The 18,088-nt window shown below is 39.3% G+C and carries 17 protein-coding genes; 3 read left to right on the top strand and 14 right to left on the bottom strand.

The annotated features are described in order from the left end of the window. Window positions 1-157 precede the first annotated feature (157 nt). From ACJYYY_RS05745 to ACJYYY_RS05735, 3 genes are read left to right on the top strand one after another with little or no spacing between them, the layout of a single operon-like run. A complete protein-coding gene (locus ACJYYY_RS05745) occupies window positions 158-502 on the top strand; it encodes a helix-turn-helix domain-containing protein (RefSeq protein ID WP_035312801.1) in 345 nt (114 codons plus the stop codon). Between the two features lie 27 nt (window positions 503-529). Further along, complete coding sequence (locus tag ACJYYY_RS05740) at window positions 530-712, top strand: hypothetical protein (RefSeq protein ID WP_035312803.1); 183 nt, start codon at window positions 530-532, stop codon at window positions 710-712. Between the two features lie 23 nt (window positions 713-735). Next, entirely contained in the window at window positions 736-921 is a 186-nt protein-coding gene (locus tag ACJYYY_RS05735; protein WP_035312804.1) for a hypothetical protein, read from the top strand. Between the two features lie 41 nt (window positions 922-962). On the opposite strand, the gene ACJYYY_RS05730 is transcribed toward ACJYYY_RS05735, so the two are convergent. From ACJYYY_RS05730 to recG, 14 genes are all read right to left on the bottom strand, one after another. Next, window positions 963-1,283: a hypothetical protein gene (locus ACJYYY_RS05730; RefSeq protein ID WP_408869222.1), complete on the bottom strand. Its 321-nt coding sequence runs from the start codon at window positions 1,281-1,283 to the stop codon at window positions 963-965. Between the two features lie 446 nt (window positions 1,284-1,729). After that, window positions 1,730-2,809: an IS30 family transposase gene (locus ACJYYY_RS05725; RefSeq protein WP_408869221.1), complete on the bottom strand. Its 1,080-nt coding sequence runs from the start codon at window positions 2,807-2,809 to the stop codon at window positions 1,730-1,732. A gap of 153 nt (window positions 2,810-2,962) precedes the next feature. Further along, window positions 2,963-4,162 carry an MFS transporter gene (locus ACJYYY_RS05720; protein ID WP_408869220.1) on the bottom strand — a complete coding sequence of 400 codons (1,200 nt, stop codon included), beginning with the start codon at window positions 4,160-4,162 and terminating at the stop codon, window positions 2,963-2,965. Next, window positions 4,159-4,884 (bottom strand): tetratricopeptide repeat protein, encoded by a 726-nt coding sequence (locus ACJYYY_RS05715; protein WP_408869219.1) that lies wholly within the window; start codon window positions 4,882-4,884, stop codon window positions 4,159-4,161. The genes ACJYYY_RS05720 and ACJYYY_RS05715 overlap by 4 nt, the downstream gene beginning before the upstream one ends. Window positions 4,885-5,409: 525 nt before the next feature. Then, on the bottom strand, window positions 5,410-6,510 hold the full coding sequence (locus ACJYYY_RS05710) for an IS30 family transposase (protein ID WP_408869218.1): 1,101 nt from the start codon (window positions 6,508-6,510) through the stop codon (window positions 5,410-5,412). A 333-nt stretch (window positions 6,511-6,843) separates the two neighbouring features. Continuing rightward, window positions 6,844-7,827 carry a signal recognition particle-docking protein FtsY gene (gene ftsY / locus ACJYYY_RS05705; RefSeq protein ID WP_035313225.1) on the bottom strand — a complete coding sequence of 328 codons (984 nt, stop codon included), beginning with the start codon at window positions 7,825-7,827 and terminating at the stop codon, window positions 6,844-6,846. 23 nt (window positions 7,828-7,850) lie between these two features. Beyond that, entirely contained in the window at window positions 7,851-11,417 is a 3,567-nt protein-coding gene (gene smc / locus ACJYYY_RS05700; protein ID WP_408869217.1) for a chromosome segregation protein SMC, read from the bottom strand. 15 nt (window positions 11,418-11,432) lie between these two features. Then, window positions 11,433-12,131 carry a ribonuclease III gene (gene rnc / locus ACJYYY_RS05695; protein WP_035313223.1) on the bottom strand — a complete coding sequence of 233 codons (699 nt, stop codon included), beginning with the start codon at window positions 12,129-12,131 and terminating at the stop codon, window positions 11,433-11,435. An 89-nt stretch (window positions 12,132-12,220) separates the two neighbouring features. Then, a complete protein-coding gene (locus ACJYYY_RS05690; RefSeq protein WP_035313221.1) occupies window positions 12,221-12,457 on the bottom strand; it encodes an acyl carrier protein in 237 nt (78 codons plus the stop codon). 116 nt (window positions 12,458-12,573) lie between these two features. Further along, complete coding sequence (gene fabG, locus ACJYYY_RS05685; RefSeq protein ID WP_035313219.1) at window positions 12,574-13,320, bottom strand: 3-oxoacyl-[acyl-carrier-protein] reductase; 747 nt, start codon at window positions 13,318-13,320, stop codon at window positions 12,574-12,576. Beyond that, window positions 13,321-14,256 (bottom strand): ACP S-malonyltransferase, encoded by a 936-nt coding sequence (gene fabD, locus ACJYYY_RS05680; protein ID WP_035313217.1) that lies wholly within the window; start codon window positions 14,254-14,256, stop codon window positions 13,321-13,323. Further along, window positions 14,249-15,259 (bottom strand): phosphate acyltransferase PlsX, encoded by a 1,011-nt coding sequence (plsX, locus tag ACJYYY_RS05675; RefSeq protein ID WP_408869216.1) that lies wholly within the window; start codon window positions 15,257-15,259, stop codon window positions 14,249-14,251. The genes fabD and plsX overlap by 8 nt, the downstream gene beginning before the upstream one ends. A 26-nt stretch (window positions 15,260-15,285) precedes the next feature. Continuing rightward, the gene (gene fapR / locus ACJYYY_RS05670) at window positions 15,286-15,864 is read right to left on the bottom strand and encodes a transcription factor FapR (RefSeq protein ID WP_035313215.1); all 579 of its coding nucleotides are present in this window, start codon (window positions 15,862-15,864) and stop codon (window positions 15,286-15,288) included. A gap of 131 nt (window positions 15,865-15,995) precedes the next feature. Beyond that, window positions 15,996-18,050: an ATP-dependent DNA helicase RecG gene (recG, locus tag ACJYYY_RS05665; RefSeq protein WP_035313213.1), complete on the bottom strand. Its 2,055-nt coding sequence runs from the start codon at window positions 18,048-18,050 to the stop codon at window positions 15,996-15,998. Window positions 18,051-18,088: the final 38 nt, after the last annotated feature.

The raw sequence follows: 18,088 nt of genomic DNA, 5'->3' as shown, positions 1-18,088 counted from the left end.
GACTACGAATAAAGTATACTCTCACGTGTACAATCTCACAAGTACGCACTTATTTGTGCCTGTAACACGCGGAATAAATTTGCATTTTAGCACTATTAATATTATATTTAAGTAATAGGTTTAAGCGTTACATTAAACTAGCCCAAAGGAGCTACTCATGCATCCAACTTCTATAGCAACAGCTGATGGGATTACTAAAGTCCTTGCTGTAATTGGTGGGAAATGGCGGATAAACATCATTTGGTGTATCGGTCGAAAAGGTTCAATCCGTTATAACGAATTAAAACGTCAGGTGACTGGTATTAGCAATACCGTCCTCACCCGCTCGTTAGAAGATCTTGCCTCTCATCAATTAATTGAACGAATTGATTACCATGAAAGTCCACCCCGAGTTGAATATCGTTTGAGCGTTGATGGCTTAAGCTTATTTCCCTTAATTGAACAGCTCGATTGCTGGGGAACTGCTACCTGTGCCAAAAATGATGCAAATGAACAGTACTAGTTGGTCATAGCAAGAAGGAGTGTCTTAATGAAAAAAACAGTCGTAGGATTACTCATTATTAGTACAGCCGTACTCAGCTACCATCTTTTGTTCAACCTTCATCAGCTCATACCAGGGGGAGTAGGCACGATCGTTATTTATAGTGCACAGCTCATCTTTGTGATAGCTTTGGTCGTTTATTTAAGCCTCGCTAACGATGAACCATACTAACTAACGAAAGGAGCACTTTTAACTTGAATAAAACATTGCTATGGCTCAGTTTAACCGGAGCTGTTATCGTCTTTCATCTTTGCTTTGATATGGCTAACTATATTCAAGGTTGGTGGGGCCGCTCAGTTCTATTTGTTGCTAAGATGGGTTTTATCATCAGTTTATTACGCTACATTGAACAACGACGTGAACGAAAAGAGCACAGTTAAAAAGGAGCTTCTATTGCTAGAAGTTCCTTTTTTTGTTGTTTTTAGATATCTTTGGTTAAAAAAACAACCCAAGATAATTCTAATAACACGCCCACGCTCAAAATTAACGCAACCGAGGGCTGTGACGTAATATCCGCCGATTGATGCACCCAACTTATCATCACGCTCACCAAAAGAACACCTCGAAAACACCATTTTTCAAGGCCATTAACCAATGAAATCAGCAACATAAGTGCGCATAATACTAATCCAAATTGTAAACTTCCTTTAACCGTTGTTAACGTTATATCACTTGTGATCACGCGTACGATTCCATTAGGGATTAAGCAGATGAACACATCCATCAATCTGTGGGTTGTCACGTACCAAAATAACGCGGTTCGATGTCGAAAGCGTATTAAACACACAGGTTTTTCACTATTTATCGATGTTTTAAAAATAACGATTCCACTAGTTAGCAGATAACCTAGCCAGAGGATGTTATCTATTAGTAAAAATCTGTCCTGAAAAAAATCGCACCTGTTGTAATAATTCCTTGGCCGGGCAGTTGTTGTTCGGTTAAACTAATCGCAAATAACAAACCATACAAGACGATCGTGTCATTTTTTTCGCCTCACCACCAATACATCTCGCCGTTGTAATAATAACCAAGAAACGCTATAAAGCAATAGCAGTTCTCTGGCATACACCATATTGACACCAATTTTAGGAATAGCTTGTTGCCAATAAACAGGTAAAAATAAAAGTTTCATGAATTGCAGGCATAAGTTAGCCACCACGTGCCGAATCATGATAGTAAGTTTACTTTTTAATTTGTGAACAGCTGAAGTTTTGTAATTTCTTCTAAAAATAGCTCTTTTGGTGTTTGAAATCCTAAAATCCGACGTGGCAAATTATTCATCCATGTTTGAATCCTTTGGACAAGTTGATCACTTACATCACTGACAGAACGTCCTTTTGGAATGAATCTTCGAATGATTCCATTATGATTTTCATTGGTGCCACGTTCCCAAGAGGAATAAGGATGTGTGAAATAAATAGCCAGTGTATCTTTGAGCAACTCATTGATGCCTGAAAATTCTTTGCCATTATCCGCAGTAATGGTTTTAAAGAGGGCTCCAAAATATGATCCACACTGTTTCCTTAGTTGTAAGAGGGCTTTATTCACAAAAGATGCTTGTTTTCCTTCGACTTTGAGTATGAATTCAAATCGTGTTTTACGCTCAGTCAATGTTAATAAAACAGCGTCTGCTTTATTTTTCAGACCAACAACAGTATCAATTTCCCAATGCCCTAATTCTTCTCGGACATCAACGATGTCTGGACGTTTTTCAATTGATTGTCCTAATATACGCTTGTTCTTACGACTTTTTTGTTTCTTAATTTGTCGTGATACCTTTTTATTCAAGTCAATGTTTTTGACGCCTAAGAAACCAGCATCAATCAGATGATAAAGTGTTTTTACTGAAAGCATTTCATCGTCTGAAAAAAGCTGATGGCGTTTGGCATAGCCAACGATTGCATCAGGTGACCATTTATCAATTGCTATTTTTCGAGTGACATATTCAATGAAGGCAACGCAGGAAATCCATTTGTATTTACGGCCACAATTTTTGCGCTTGAGTTCATAACAAGCTTGTCCCTTTTTATGCGAGTAAGAACGAACAAGAAAGACGGTGCTTTGTTTTTTTTTTACTTTCAATCGAAATCTTTTCGTGATCATTCCCCTTTTAACTTCGTTGTTAATTGTTTGAGGTGACCGATTGAGTAAATAAGCAATTGACCGATGTGATTCTTTCTTGCGGAGTAACATTTGTATCATCCTACGTTCGGCAACAGAAAGGTGTGTATGTTTTGTTTTAAATGTGTTATTCTTTATGAGTGTCATAGCAAAATCATCCTTTATTGTTTGGTGTCGTAACCTCAATAATACATGATTTTTCGCTAAGGCACTTTTTTTATAAATTCAGGTGGCTAACTTGATTATACAATTCGCCAAAAGTATAAATTATAATTAGAAAAAATACATTAGACAGATTCTTTATGTCTGTGTTCCATGGTCTGAAGAACAAAAATCTCTTTGTTTTTTCATATAGACATACATTCTGTGATAAGTAGCACCAGAAATTATAATAATCATACCTAGTATTGAAATTAAGACGTTTTCTCCATATACAGTATAGATGGACGCACCTAATATACTACCTAGAGCATCTCCTAATAAAAAAGCAGATTGAATAATACCGAGATATAAAACTAATTCATTTTTAGGTAACATATCGTATTCCATTATTTCTTTTAAGACAAAGAAACCTGCTGTTTCTATACCAATAATCATTAAAAAAACTACCATTAGTATCCTATCAATACCTATAAATCCAAGTATAATAATAATAATCCCCGAAGTTAACTCTAATGTAACAAATGTTTTAGATGCATTTCGAGAAAAAATATTAAACTTAAACAAAAAGATAGACAGCACTTTAAATATTCCATACATAGTATATATTATACTGGCTACTGCAGCATTATAACCAACATTTTTGATTAAAACAGGTATTAATGGTTCGATTAAAGATGTAGATATTCCTAAAATCAAAACAGATAAATATAAAAATATACTATGAGACTTATTAGTGGGAAGTTTGAAAGTTTTTTTATTTTTTTTTGTTTCCACACTATTTCTTATAGGAATGTTCTTCATTCCTATAAGAAATAGTAGCATAATCGCGCTTATTACTAGTAAATAAATATATTTATTATTAGTATTTATAAAAAATATTAATTGACCTGAAATTAGTGTTGCAATAGTTAAAGATATTTGCATTATTGTATACCTAAATGAAATTATTTTCTCTTTATGTTCTTTGTTCTCATCTGATAAATAATAGATCCAAGATCTAATAGCTAATAAACATACAGATGCACCTATTCCAGATATTCCGCCTGATAGTATTGCTATTATCGGACTTTCATAAAAAACCCTTAAAGACATTCCTATGGCGTATAATGGCAAAAATACTCTTAGTAATTTCTGTATAGACCAATGGTTAATAAAACTTGAAATTATGAAAGATAGCGAACCAAATATAGCCATTGAAGCATATGATAAAGAATAATTAAATAAAGCGTTATGGTTATTAAACCATAAAACTTGTATATATTTTGAAATGCCCATACTTGTGTAAAAAACAACTAGAAAAACAACTAAGTTATTAGGTATTACTTTTCCTTTAATCATTTAAATATTTCCTCTATTTCTTTATTGAAAAACACAAATTTTTTATTACTATATTTAGCTTTCAATTTCTGTATAGTATCTACTTCCAAAACTTGTTCTAAAGTAAGTAAATAATTATATAATGCTTCTTCTTCTTTACTATCTTCATAATTATAATCTAATGCCTTTTTAAAAAACATTTTAGAGTTATTATAATCCTCTAATAAATAGTAACAATATCCTAAGTAAGAATTTTGAGAATAACAGTCAGGATTATTTGTGTTTTTTATATTATCCAATTCTTCTAATGCTTCTTCAAACCTATTTTCTTCAATTAAAAAACGCACTAAATCATATTTATATTCTATATCATTTTCATCTGAATCAATAACCATCTTTATTGTTTTTTCAGCACTATCAATCATATCTTCTTTTAAATAACACTGGTATAAGTTGTACATAAGAACCGTTTTATGCAATTTAAAGTGAGAATTCGTGTTTTTTTCGTTTATTATTTCAGATAGCATCGCAATCTTTTCATTCAATATATTTATACATTCTGTAGTTTTACCCTCCTGAAAAAGAGCTAATGCATAACCATTTCTGTTAAATATTTCAATGAATTTTTGTTGATCTCCCAAACACAGTAATTCTGTAGTTGCAATATTATGAGCTTCATTCAATATGAGTTTAGCTTTTTTTAAATCTTTAAGTTTATTAGGATTGGTTCTTAAATAATTCATATGTATCCGAAAACTTTTGATTTACGTGTTAAAGATGGCTTTTTCATAATATATCCCTCTTTTAATTGTAACCTATAATAAGATTATCATAGTTATATACATTAGTAAATGTTTATTTCTGATTTTTCTGATAATTAGATTGTTATTTAATAATTTTAATGTTTATATGTAATTTTTCTCTTTACCTCTGTTTTTTAGTCAGAATAAGTGTCCCAAAAGTTCCAAAAAAACTTTAAGTTATTAAAGAAATCTGTAAGCACTTATTGCAAAAAAATTTATCATAACCATCAGTAAATACATTACTTTATAATTTATTACTAATCTTATTTTATTAGATCAATAATTTCTTGTATTGTGCCCTTATTTATTTTTCGTTTTTTTTTTGATTATACAACAGTCACATGAAAGTATGTTATAAAAAAAGCACCTTATGAATGGGTGCTTTTAAAATAATTTCGTTGTTAAAAAGTTAAGATTTCTTTTTTTTCATGAATTGCAAGCATAAGTTAGCCACCACGTGCCGAATCATGATAGTAAGTTTACTTTTTCATTTGTGAACAGTTGAAGTTTTGTAATTTCTTCTAAAAATAGCTCTTTTGGTGTTTGAAATCCTAAAATCCGACGTGGCAAATTATTCATCCATGTTTGAATCCGTTGGACAAGTTGATCACTTACATCACTGACAGAACGTCCTTTTGGAATGAATCTTCGAATGATTCCATCATGATTTTCATTGGTGCCACGTTCCCAAGAGGAATAAGGATGTGTGAAATAAATAGCCAGTGTATCTTTGAGCAACTCATTGATGCCTGAAAATTCTTTGCCATTATCCGCAGTAATGGTTTTAAAGATGGCTCCAAAATATGATCCACACTGTTTCTTTAGTTGTAAGAGGGCTTTATTCACAAAAGATGCTTGTTTTCCTTCGACTTTGAGTATGAATTCAAATCGTGTTTTACGCTCAGTCAATGTTAATAAAACAGCGTCTGCTTTATTTTTCAGACCAACAACAGTATCAATTTCCCAATGCCCTAATTCTTCTCGGACATCAACGATGTCTGGACGTTTTTCAATTGATTGTCCTAATATACGCTTGTTCTTACGACTTTTTTGTTTCTTAATTTGTCGTGATACCTTTTTATTCAAGTCAATGTTTTTGACGCCTAAGAAACCAGCATCAATCAGATGATAAAGTGTTTTTACTGAAAGCATTTCATCGTCTGAAAAAAGCTGATGGCGTTTGGCATAGCCAACGATTGCATCAGGTGACCATTTATCAATTGCTATTTTTCGAGTGACATATTCAATGAAGGCAACGCAGGAAATCCATTTGTATTTACGGCCACAATTTTTGCGCTTGAGTTCATAACAAGCTTGTCCCTTTTTATGCGAGTAAGAACGAACAAGAAAGACGGTGCTTTGTTTTTTGTTTACTTTCAATCGAAATCTTTTCGTGATTATTCCCCTTTTAACTTCGTTGTTAATTGTTTGAGGTGACCGATTGAGTAAATAAGCAATTGACCGATGTGATTCTTTCTTGCGGAGTAACATTTGTATCATCCTACGTTCGGCAACAGAAAGGTGTGTATGTTTTGTTTTAAATGTGTCATTCTTTATGAGTGTCATAGCAAAATCATCCTTTATTGTTTGGTGTCGTAATCTCAATAATACATGATTTTTCGCTAAGGCACTTTTTTTATAAATTCAGGTGGCTAACTTGATTATACAATTCGCCGTTAAATAATAAATATCAACAGTAAAAAAAGTGTCACCCTTTTGGGCAACACTCCAGATTGTCGATAAAGTCGAATTAAACTGCTTTATCTTGGAAAGTTAATGCAAGTGACAAAGTAACATCAGTATATAGTTGTTATTCTTTTACATTCCACTATCTTCAAGGTTTAACAAGCTGATGTCGCTTTTGTGCTAAGAACGTACTTCTGTAGATCGAAGCAGCCCTTACTCATTATCAATCATATCGCCAAACAAGCCATAGACAAATAGGTTGGAATCAAACACTTGTAAATCATCTATTTGCTCACCTAAACCGACGAGTTTAACGGGCACCTGTAATTCGCGGCGGATTGCCAGAGCAATCCCCCCTTTAGCCGTACCATCAAGTTTTGTGAGTACGATGCCAGATACGTCAGTTGCCTCACCAAAGACTTTTGCCTGTTGCAAGCCATTTTGTCCGGTTGTTGCATCGATAACTTGTAAAACTTCATGTGGTGCATTCGGTAATTCACGCTCAATGACACGGCGCACTTTACTCAGTTCATTCATGAGGTTAACTTTGTTTTGCAAACGACCCGCTGTATCACAAATTAAGACATCAACATTGCGACTTTTAGCTGCTTGTAAAGCATCAAAAATAACTGATGCGGGATCAGAGCCTTCTTTTTGTTTAATAACAGGCACACCTACACGGTCGCCCCACACTTCTAATTGTTCAATCGCACCCGCACGAAATGTATCGGCGGCTGCTAACATGACGTTTTTGCCTTCTTTTGTTAGTTTGTTGGCCAATTTACCAATCGTAGTCGTCTTACCAACACCATTGACACCGACAAACAAAATGACATTTAAGCCGTCATTGTTAATGTTAAGTGTTGTTTCAACCTCACCGGCCTCTTCATAAATCGCGACTAATTTTTCTGAAATCACTTCAAACAAGGCACTCGTTTCTTTAATATTGCGCAATTTGACTTCATCCCGTAGTTCATCGATTAATTCCATTACGGTATTAACACCGATATCGGCCATGATGAGCATCTCTTCGAGTTCTTCGAAGAAATCTTCATCGACGTTACGGTAACGTGCGACAAGGGCATTTAACTTCCCAGAAAAGCTATCGCGTGTTTTTTCTAAGCCCATTTTAAATTTTTCAGTCATTTCAGTTGATGAATTCGTCATCTTATCTTTAATTTTCTTAAAAAAGCCCATTATAAACCCTCACTTTATTCGTATTAGCTATTCGGTACTAAGGAGTCAGCTTCTTCTAAACGGACGGAAACGAGTTTAGAAACGCCTGATTCTTGCATCGTCACACCATAAAGTACGTTCGCCGCTTCCATTGTCCCTTTACGATGTGTAATGACAATGAATTGCATGTTTTGTTGGAATGCTTGCATGTATGAGCCAAAACGCATCACGTTTGCTTCATCAAGCGCCGCTTCGACCTCATCTAAAATACAAAATGGTACCGGACGCGTTTCAATAATCGCAAACAGCAGTGTAATCGCCGTTAATGCGCGTTCACCACCTGATAATAATAACAGGTTTTGCAGTTTTTTACCGGGTGGTTGCGCCACGATATCGACACCTGTATTCAAGAGGTCGGCTGGATCAGTTAACACGAGTGCCGCTTGTCCACCACCGAACATTTTAGGGAAAATCAGTTCGAATTGGCGCTTAATTTCAGTAAACGTTTCAAAGAACCGACGTGACACTTCTTCATCCATTTCAGACATCGTCACATTCAATGTCTCTTTGGCTGTGACAAGGTCAGTTTGTTGTTGCGTCAAGAAGTTGTAGCGTGTTTGCACGCGTTGGAATTCTTCGATTGCGCCTAAGTTAACCGGTCCAAGTTCTTCAATTGTTCGTTTAATCAGACGCACTTTTTTCTTCGCCTCTTCAATCGGAAGCTGTAACGCTGGTCGTGCTAACGCATCAGCTAACGTTAAGTCATAATTTTCTTTTAAGGCATTCAATCGATATGTCCGCTCATTTTGGTCACGTTCGAGTGACATTAAGGCTTCGTTATACTGCTTCTCATGAGTTGCGACTTCATTTAATTGATATTCCCGTGTTGACGCCACCTCACCCAGTTGTTTTTCAACGCGAATTCGTTTCGCTTTCAATTTATCAGAGGTCGCTTGCACAGCATTCATCTCCGTTTGTAAGCGATCACGTGTTTCTTCGAGTTGCTCACTTGTCGAGGCGTGTTCGGTCTGCTGTGAATGAATAAAGGTTAGTTTTTCTTGTAACTGTTCAGCCTTTGCCTCATGCGTTGCAATCAGCTGTTTCATTTCAGCGAGTTTGTTTTTCGCCTGAGTCAGTTTTTCTTCAGATACAGCCAATTCGGTTTTCTGATCCGTTAAACGTTGCACGTGTTCGGCCCGTTGTTCATCAGCCATATTTTGACTTTGGGTTGCCTGTTCAATCGCGCTTTCTTGGCTCGCTAAAGTCGTTGTCATTTCAGCCATCTTCGCTTCATTTGCAGCCATTTTGCTTATTAATGACGCATTTTCATCGACGAGTTCCTTCACATCGAAATCAAATATATGCATATTTTCATTAATACGCGACATTGCAGTTTGCGTCGCAGCGATGTCTTCTTCAATTCGTTTCACTTCATAGTTCAGGCGTTCTCCTTCAGATCGGAGTGCTTCACGTTGGTCACGCGTAGCTGTCACTTCCGCCTTGAGGGCTGTGACTTTTTGTTCGAGTTGGCTAATAACCGCCTCCATTTGAACAAGTTTAGCCGCCAATGAGGCAATCTCACTTTTACGGCCTAACAATGGTGCTTTATTTTGTTTCATTGCCCCACCAGTCATTGAACCACCAGGATTCACTACGTCGCCTTCGAGTGTGACAATACGAAAGCGATGATTGATCAGTTTAGCCAGCTGATTGGCATTGATTAAATCAGATGCAATAATTACTTGACCGAGGAGGTTACCAACAATCACTTGATAGCGGGCATCGATTGTGACTAATTCCGACCCGATGCCAATGAAGCCTTCATGCTGCACCAAGCGTTGTTTAAGATCTTGTGGCATGATCCGTGGTTTGATTGTTGTTATCGGTAAGAAGGTTGCACGACCGAGGTGATTCGCCTTTAAGTACGCAATCCCTTCACGAGCTGTTTGCTCGTTTTCAACAATTAAATGTTGGGCGCTAGCGCCTAAGGCAATATCAATCGCGGTTTCATACTGCGACGGTATAGTGACTTGTTCAGCGACAGCTCCCACTAGGCCGCCAAAACGATGACGCTCTTTGAGCAACATCTTAACCCCTTGGTAGTAGCCCGCGTAATCATTTTCTAAATCCACGAGTGTATCATGTTTCGCCTTTGCATGCTGACGCATTTCATACGCCTTATACAACTGCGAATCAGCCTGAGCAGCTGCCGCTTCGGCGGTGTGTAATGTGTTTGTTAATTGTTCGTATTGCGCCCGTTTTTGCTCAATTGCGGTTGTTTGTTCACCTAACAGCGCTTGCTTTTCTGCTTGTTGGGCGGTGGCTGCAGCTCTGTTTTCAATTACAGCCGCATTTTCTGAGCGCAGTTTATCTAAACGATGTTTATTTTGTTCATGTTGCTTCGTCATAAAGGCATTTTCATTTTTCAAAGTTGTTTGTTCGTGACGTAAGTCGATGTAATCATTTTTCAAACGCTCAATTTTAGCAGGTGTCCATTCGACCTTGCCATCGACAAAATTTTGTAATTGTTGCACCGATTGACGCATCAAAATAACCTTAGCTAATAGCGTATCATACAGCTGTTGTTGCTCAGCTAGTTGATTATTTGCTGTTGCTAATACTGCGGTGACTGCCTCCAATTGTTCGACAACTTCGGAATCATTCGCTTGACCGTGCAAGGCCCGTTCTTTTAAAACCTCACATTGACCATTCGCTCGTTCGAGTAAACGCGTTGTTTCCACGAGTTGCTCTTGCACCGTATCTGCCTCAGTTGTTACTTCAGCAAATAACGTTTTCTTCGCCTGCCATTGTTTTAATAACGTGTCGGCTTTCGCCTTGCTCTCACTCAGCTTCGCCTGCCATTGATGAAGGGCGACTGTCGTTTTGTCAGTTGCCTGTGTCAATGTTTGAATTTCATCCGCTAGAACGCCGACTTCAAAGGTCTCAAGCGTTTCTTTTTGAGCCAAATAGTCTTTGGCAATCGCTGCTTGAATTTCAAGCGGCTCCACTTGGTCTTGTAACTCGAACAAAATATCTTGCACACGGTTTAAGTTCTCATCTGTTTCGAGCAATTTTGCTTCCGCTTGTTTTTTACGTGATTTATATTTTAAGACACCGGCTGCTTCTTCAAAAATGAGACGGCGATCCGTTGGTTTACTATTTAAAATACTATCGATTTTACCTTGAGAAACAATCGAGAACGATTCCCGCCCTAAGCCTGAATCCATAAAAAGTTCAACGATATCCTTGAGACGACAAGGCTGTTGATTAATTTCAAACTCGCTATCACCATTACGATACACACGACGCGTTACACTAACCTCAGTATGATCATCGGGTAAAAAACCGTCTTCGTTATCAAATACGAGCGTGACTTCGGCAATATTAATCGCTGCGCGTGTGTCGCTACCTGAAAAGATAATGTCACTCATTTTACCACCACGTAATGCCTTCGCTGATTGTTCACCGAGCACCCAACGGATGGCTTCTGTGACATTACTTTTACCACTACCGTTTGGTCCGACAACAGCCGTAATACCAGGTACAAAATCAACCGCTACTTTTTCTGCAAATGACTTGAACCCATTCATCTCTAAACGTTTTAATTGCATTGCGACTGTCACTCCTTAGTTGTTAATCTTTGTTTGATAGGCTGCCAATGCTGCTTGGGCTGCCGCTTGCTCTGCTATTTTTTTAGTCCGTCCCTCACCAAACGTCTGTGGTTCATCATTGACGAACAGACGTACTTTAAAGGCTTTATCATGGGCAGGTCCATCTTCTGCTAGCAATTGATAGACAATCTTTATATCGCCATCTTGTTGTAACCACTCTTGTAAGAGTGTCTTATAGTCATTATTGGCTTCGAACATACCTTGATCAATTTTTGGGAAAACGACTTTACCAAGAAATTCACGTACAACCTCGATACCTTCGCTTAAATACATCGCACCGACAAACGCTTCAAAAATATCGGCAATCAACGCTTCACGCGTCCGCCCACCGGCATTTTCTTCACCGCGACCAATCCGGAAATAATCGCTTAATTGTAATTCATTCGCATAAATAACGAGGGCGCCTTCACAAACACAGGCCGCTCGCAATTTAGTCAATTGACCTTCTGGTCGTTCAGGGTAACGGTTAAATAAATAATCCGAAACGGTCAATTCAAGCACTGCATCACCTAAAAATTCGAGCCGTTCATAGTGTTTGCCCTCTTTTGTGCGATTTTCATTCAAATAAGAAGCATGCGTGAAGGCTTGTTCAAGTAATGCCTCTTGTTTAAATGTAATCTGTACCTGTTCTTGTAACGCTTGTAATGTTTTCATCGCGATTCTCCTTTTTATAAAATGAGTGAGGGCTGTTATGTAGTTGTATCACTAAATAACGAACCCTCATCATTTTTTATGCGTGTTGCTTATGCGTTTTCTTCAATGTATTTTACTGCATCACCTACTGTAAGAATCTCTTTAGATGCTTCATCAGAAATTTCAGTGTCAAATACGTCTTCAAATTCCATTACTAATTCTACGATTTCAAGTGAATCTGCTTCTAAGTCTTCTTTGAAAGAAGCTTCAGCAGTAACTTTAGATTCATCTACGTCTAAGCGATCAATAACGATTTCTTTTACTTTATCAAAAATGTTTTCAGCCATGTTATATTTCACCTCCCTTCAGTTATTATAGTTGATTCAAAGGGATTTATAAAGGTTTTTTTAAAGATAAGCGTGCTTTTACCGTTATTTCAGCCTGCTTTTTTTCAAACAAACAGTTACATTGCCATTCCGCCGTCAACGGATAACGTTTGTCCCGTCATATAGGCACTCGCATCAGATACAAGAAAGGCCACAACATCTGCAATATTTTGCGTGTTACCCATTGTTGCTAACGGAATTTGAGCAAGCATCGCATCCTTCACTTCTGTCGGTAGATCAACAGTCATATCGGTATCGATAAAACCAGGCGCCACAGCATTCACACGAATGCCACGTGGTGCTAATTCACGGGCAGCTGTTTTTGTTAAACCGATGACACCCGCTTTACTTGCAACATAGTTTGCTTGCCCAGCATTACCAGTCAGACCAACCACTGAAGCCATATTGACAATCACACCTGAGCGTTGTTTCATCATCGGACGTGCCGCAGCTTTAACACATAAGAACGTACCGCGTAGGTTTGCATTAATCACATCATCAAACTCAGATACTTTCATTCGCATTAATAAATTGTCACGGGTAATACCTGCATTGTTAATTAAAATATCGACTTGACCGAAGGCTGTCAACGTTTCTTTAAATAGTCGTTTCACCTCTTCTTCTTCGGCCACGTTCGCTTGAATCGCTAGTGCATCAACGCCGTAATCCGCTTTGATTTTAGCAACTGTCTCATCTGCTGCTGTAACGTTTCCAGCAAAGTTAACAACCACTTTTGCGCCGAGTGCCGCTAATTTAAATGCAATCGCTTGACCAATTCCGCGCGAGGCACCAGTAACAATCGCTACTTTATTTGCTAGTTCCATTTATTTTCCTCCTAATTCGGCAATCGTTGCTTCAAGTGAGGCAACATCCTGCACGTTATAAATAGTAATCGAACGATTCATCTTTTTCATTAGACCTGCTAATACCTTACCTGCACCAATCTCAACAATCGTTTCAACACCTTGTTTAATTAAATAATCCATTGTGTTAATCCATTGTACAGGAGCGGTTAGTTGTTGTTCAAGTTTCACCTTGAAGTCAGCCGCGGCGGTAGTTGCCATCGCATCAACATTTGTAATGACAGGCAGTATCGCGTCAGCAAACGTTGTTTGGGCTAACACAGTCGCAAACTCAGTTGCAGCCGGCGCCATCAGTTCCGAGTGGAACGGTCCACTCACTTTAAGCGGAATAACCCGTTTAACACCTGCTTCTTTCGCTGCCAACTGTGCCGCTTCGATTCCTGCGACTGTACCTGAAATAACGAGTTGTCCTGGGCAATTTAAGTTCGCTAACTGAACAACTTCATCACTGGTCGCACGGGCGGTTGCTAAAATGGCTTCTAAATCGGTTTCTGCTGTTCCCATGACAGCAGCCATTGCTCCCGTTGCTGCCGCTTCCATTAGTTCCCCCCGTCTATTAACGAGTTGGGCGGCAGTTGCACTTGGTAAAACCTGTGCTGCCACAAGCGCACTGTATTCACCTAAACTATGGCCAGCAACATAATCAGCAGTCACCCCCGCCGCTGCTAAGACGGCTAAAAATGCTGCACTCGTCGTAACTAAAGCCGGTTGAGCCACCCGAGATGCCTTCAAATCATCAGCCGTCCCATTTTTAATCACATCGACTAAGTCAAATGGCAGTAAGGCATTCGCCTCATCAAACACCTGTTTAGCCAATTGATCTTGCTCATATAAATCCATCCCCATGCCAACTACCTGTGACCCTTGTCCGGGAAAGACAAATGCTACTTTACTCATTAATTTGTTCCTCCTTTTTCGATTGTTCCAGTGACTCATTTATTTTACCAATGATATTACCTTCAACCATTGCGATAACCTGTGCTACCGTTGTTTCAATCGCGTGGGCATTAGATGAGCCATGTGCCTTTACAACCGTACCTGCTAAACCAAATAAGCAAGCACCGCCGTAATTGCTGTAATCCATCATATCTTTAATTTGATAGACTCCCTTTTTCATCGTTAGCGCACCGAGTTTACTAAGAGGTGTTGCTGTCATTGCACCCTTAACCATTTTCATTAAGCTACCAGCTGTACCTTCAATTGTTTTTAACACCATGTTGCCAGTAAAACCATCGGTCACCACAACATCAGCGACGCCACTTAGTAAATCGCGGGCCTCGACATTTCCAACAAAGTTAATTTGAGTATTTTGTTCGAGTAAAACATAAGCTCCCTTTGTTAAATCGGTGCCTTTATTCGACTCTGTACCGATATTTAGTAAGCCAACACGTGGCTTGGTAATTTTTTCAACGGCAGAAACGTAGGCAGACCCCATCATCCCAAACTGGAGAAGATGTTCGGGTTTTGCATCTGCATTAGCCCCTGCATCAAGCAAGACAAATCCTTTGCCATCAGTCGTTGGAATCGTTGGTGCCAGTGCTGGGCGCTTAATCCCTTTCATCCGTCCGACGACGAATAAACCAGCCGCCATCAGAGCTCCTGTATTCCCAGCAGAAATACAGGCATCAGCCACACCTTGTTTCACTGCGGCTGCCGCTAACACCATTGAGGCTTGTTTTTTCTTCCGTACTGCTTCAACGGGACTGTCGGTACTTTCAATCTTTTCTGACGTATGAACAACCTCAACATTAGCCAAATATTCTAAATAAGGTGCGATTTTACTACTGTCTCCGTATAAAACAAACGCAGTTTCCGGTTGTTTTTTGGCGGCGTGAACGACACCTTCAACGATTGCTTGTGGTGCGTGATCGCCACCCATTGCATCAATTGCGATTTTCATCTACTTCGTCTCCTTCATATGGTTACCTAATTAGCTTCTACTTCTGGATACATTTCAAATGTTCCTTTTAAAACAATATGGTTATTCACATAACTTTCGACTTTTACTGTCCGCAACGTTTTTTTAGACGCATCATCGCGCGCACTAACACTGACCTTGCAAACGACTCGTTGGCCTAATTTAGCTGGTTGAATAAAGGTCACATTCGCACGAGCGGTTAAGGCGCTATCGCTGCCCATGACGGCAACGGCTAACGAATTCGCTTGAGCAAATAAATAGTGACCGCGGGCAATTTGATTACGCTGAAAAACATGCTCTTCCTCAATCGTAAAAATTGAGATGGCACGCTGATCAAGTTCCAAATCAATAATATCACCAATAATATCTTCGAGCGGCAATGAGCGCACCTCATTTTGGAACTGACGGTTTGCAACATCTTCCACCCGTTTACGTAATTCTGGAATTCCAATTTCCATCCGATCAAGTCGAATGGTTTGCACGCTCACATTAAACTGAGCAGCAAGCATATCATCAGTGGTGAACGGATTGCGTTCGATCGTTTCAACGAGTAGGCGTTGACGCTCTTTTTTAGGATGTTTTTTCATAGCCGAGTCTCCATTCTTGAGCACTTTTTAGTACTTGTTACTAATAGTCAATAACAACCTCTTTTTTATTATACAAATAAACGACTAGTGTCGCAAGCCATCGCTTTAAAACACGAGGATTTATTAACCAATCAATCAATTTTAGTAGCTTCAGCCTGTAACTGCCATTGGACCTTTTGAGCCAAACGCTCGTAATCCGGTTGTGTTAATAAACGCTCGCTAATGATCTGGATGGCATCGGTTCGGGCCACTTCTAATACCCTGTAATCTTCAACTAAGTCAGCCACTTTAAACTGGGGCACGCCACTTTGTTTATTGCCGAAAAAGTCGCCGGCCCCGCGTAATTCAAGGTCGCGCTGTGATATAACAAAACCATCGTTCGATTCCGTCATAATTTGCATCCGTTCTTTACCATTTTCTGATTTCGGGTCAGCGATTAAGAAACAATACGATTGATACCCACCTCGCCCGACACGGCCGCGGAGCTGATGTAGTTGGCTCAAACCAAACCGCTCGGCATCGTAAATAATCATTGTACTCGCATTCGGAACATTGACACCAACTTCGATGACCGTTGTTGTCACCAACATTTTTATTTCATCCGCTTCAAAAGCATGCATGACCTCTTCTTTTTCAACCGCTTTCAAGCGACCATGCATGAGACCAATTGGAATCGCTGCCCCAAAGTATTGTTGCATTTGGGCATGCAAATCAAATGCATTTTGTAAATCCATGTTTTCTGACTCTTCGATTAGAGGTGCTACCATATAAACTTGGCGGCCTTCGGCTATTTCACGGCGGGTAAAGGCTAATACATCAGCCATTTGTTCATGTTTAAACCAGCGTGTTTCAATCGGTTTGCGACCGGCTGGCAGCTCATTAATAACACTCACATCCATCTCACCGAAGACCGTAATTGCTAATGTACGTGGAATCGGTGTTGCTGTCATAAATAACACATCAGGCTGTTCGCCCTTTTCACGAAAGGCACGTCGTTGTTTCACACCAAAACGATGTTGTTCATCCGTAACAACGAGTCCGAGACGGTGATAGACGACATCATCTTGGATTAAAGCATGCGTTCCGATTAACACGTGGAGGGCACCACTCGCCATCCGTTCATGCAACACACGACGATTTTTTGCTTTCGTAGAACCTGTTAACAATGCAACTTCGATGCCAAACGGCGTTAACAAACGTGTCAACTCCGCGAAATGTTGTTCCGCTAATATTTCAGTTGGCACCATTAAGGCCGCTTGATAACCTGCATTAACCGTTGCAAAAATCGCAATCGAAGCAACGACGGTTTTACCTGATCCAACATCACCCTGCAATAGCCGATTCATGTGGGTGGCAGACAGCAGATCGCCACAAATTTCGTTGACAACACGCTTTTGCGCCCCCGTCAATTCAAAGGGCAAAGAAGCGATATACGTACGCAGCGCTTGTACCTCGTATTTAATCGAAATACCGCCACTCTGTTCTTTTTCTCGTTGCCGCATCAACTGTAACTTCAACTGAAACAGTAACAATTCCTCATACGTATAGCGTCGTCGCGCCTGTTTCAATTGCTGTAGATCAGTCGGGAAATGAATTGCTTCATAGGCCGCATGACGATTGAGCAATTGGTATCGGTTAATGAGCGTGGGCGGGAGATATTCTTCAATCGTGTGCTGATACTGCTCCCATGTTGTGCGTAACCATTTTTGAAATTGACTTTGCTTCACTCCCTCAGTCATTGAGTAGACCGGCTCCATTTTCTTGTCATCAACCGTTGCAGTCGTTTCGTCAGCCATCGCGTATTTAGAGGCTGAAATTGCTTGGCGTTGACGATCCCATTTACCAATAATTCGAATGCTATCACCAACATTAAGTTTTGCTTTGAGATAGCCTTGATTAAAGAAGGTAATCTGTATGACAAGATGCGCCACCTTTAATTTGAAACTCAAACGATTTCGTTTTTGACCGAAGTAACTGACAACAGCAGGCGTCACAATTTCTCCTACCACATTGACACGTGCTTCGTTAGGAGCCACACTTAAATCGACTTCCTCATTTGTCTCGTATCGAAACGGGAAATAGTCGAATAGCTCAGCGACGGTCTCAATTTCAAGTTTCTGAAGCTTTTCTTGGGCGCTCGGGCCAATCCCCTTCACTTGGTTTAATGGTATTGTGGCGTTTCCCATCTTCTTCCTCCTCTCTCATATAAAAAAAGCCCACCACA

Source organism: Brochothrix campestris (assembly GCF_046058945.1).
Lineage (GTDB): Bacteria > Bacillota > Bacilli > Lactobacillales > Listeriaceae > Brochothrix > Brochothrix campestris.
Note: the sequence above shows the minus strand (reverse complement) of the source record. Positions and strands in the feature narration are given on the sequence as shown.

What these genes read in the sequence shown, in the direction of transcription:
- plsX (WP_408869216.1), bottom strand. Translation starts at nt 15,259, where the DNA reads ATGAAAATCGCAATTGATGCAATGGGTGGCGATCACGCACCACAAGCA.
- fapR (WP_035313215.1), bottom strand. Translation starts at nt 15,864, where the DNA reads ATGAAAAAACATCCTAAAAAAGAGCGTCAACGCCTACTCGTTGAAACG.
- ACJYYY_RS05725 (WP_408869221.1), bottom strand. Translation starts at nt 2,809, where the DNA reads ATGACACTCATAAAGAATAACACATTTAAAACAAAACATACACACCTT.
- ACJYYY_RS05715 (WP_408869219.1), bottom strand. Translation starts at nt 4,884, where the DNA reads ATGAATTATTTAAGAACCAATCCTAATAAACTTAAAGATTTAAAAAAA.
- ACJYYY_RS05740 (WP_035312803.1), top strand. Translation starts at nt 530, where the DNA reads ATGAAAAAAACAGTCGTAGGATTACTCATTATTAGTACAGCCGTACTC.
- smc (WP_408869217.1), bottom strand. Translation starts at nt 11,417, where the DNA reads ATGCAATTAAAACGTTTAGAGATGAATGGGTTCAAGTCATTTGCAGAA.
- ACJYYY_RS05720 (WP_408869220.1), bottom strand. Translation starts at nt 4,162, where the DNA reads ATGATTAAAGGAAAAGTAATACCTAATAACTTAGTTGTTTTTCTAGTT.
- ACJYYY_RS05690 (WP_035313221.1), bottom strand. Translation starts at nt 12,457, where the DNA reads ATGGCTGAAAACATTTTTGATAAAGTAAAAGAAATCGTTATTGATCGC.
- ACJYYY_RS05710 (WP_408869218.1), bottom strand. Translation starts at nt 6,510, where the DNA reads ATGACACTCATAAAGAATGACACATTTAAAACAAAACATACACACCTT.
- ACJYYY_RS05745 (WP_035312801.1), top strand. Translation starts at nt 158, where the DNA reads ATGCATCCAACTTCTATAGCAACAGCTGATGGGATTACTAAAGTCCTT.
- fabD (WP_035313217.1), bottom strand. Translation starts at nt 14,256, where the DNA reads ATGAGTAAAGTAGCATTTGTCTTTCCCGGACAAGGGTCACAGGTAGTT.
- recG (WP_035313213.1), bottom strand. Translation starts at nt 18,050, where the DNA reads ATGGGAAACGCCACAATACCATTAAACCAAGTGAAGGGGATTGGCCCG.
- fabG (WP_035313219.1), bottom strand. Translation starts at nt 13,320, where the DNA reads ATGGAACTAGCAAATAAAGTAGCGATTGTTACTGGTGCCTCGCGCGGA.
- ftsY (WP_035313225.1), bottom strand. Translation starts at nt 7,827, where the DNA reads ATGGGCTTTTTTAAGAAAATTAAAGATAAGATGACGAATTCATCAACT.
- rnc (WP_035313223.1), bottom strand. Translation starts at nt 12,131, where the DNA reads ATGAAAACATTACAAGCGTTACAAGAACAGGTACAGATTACATTTAAA.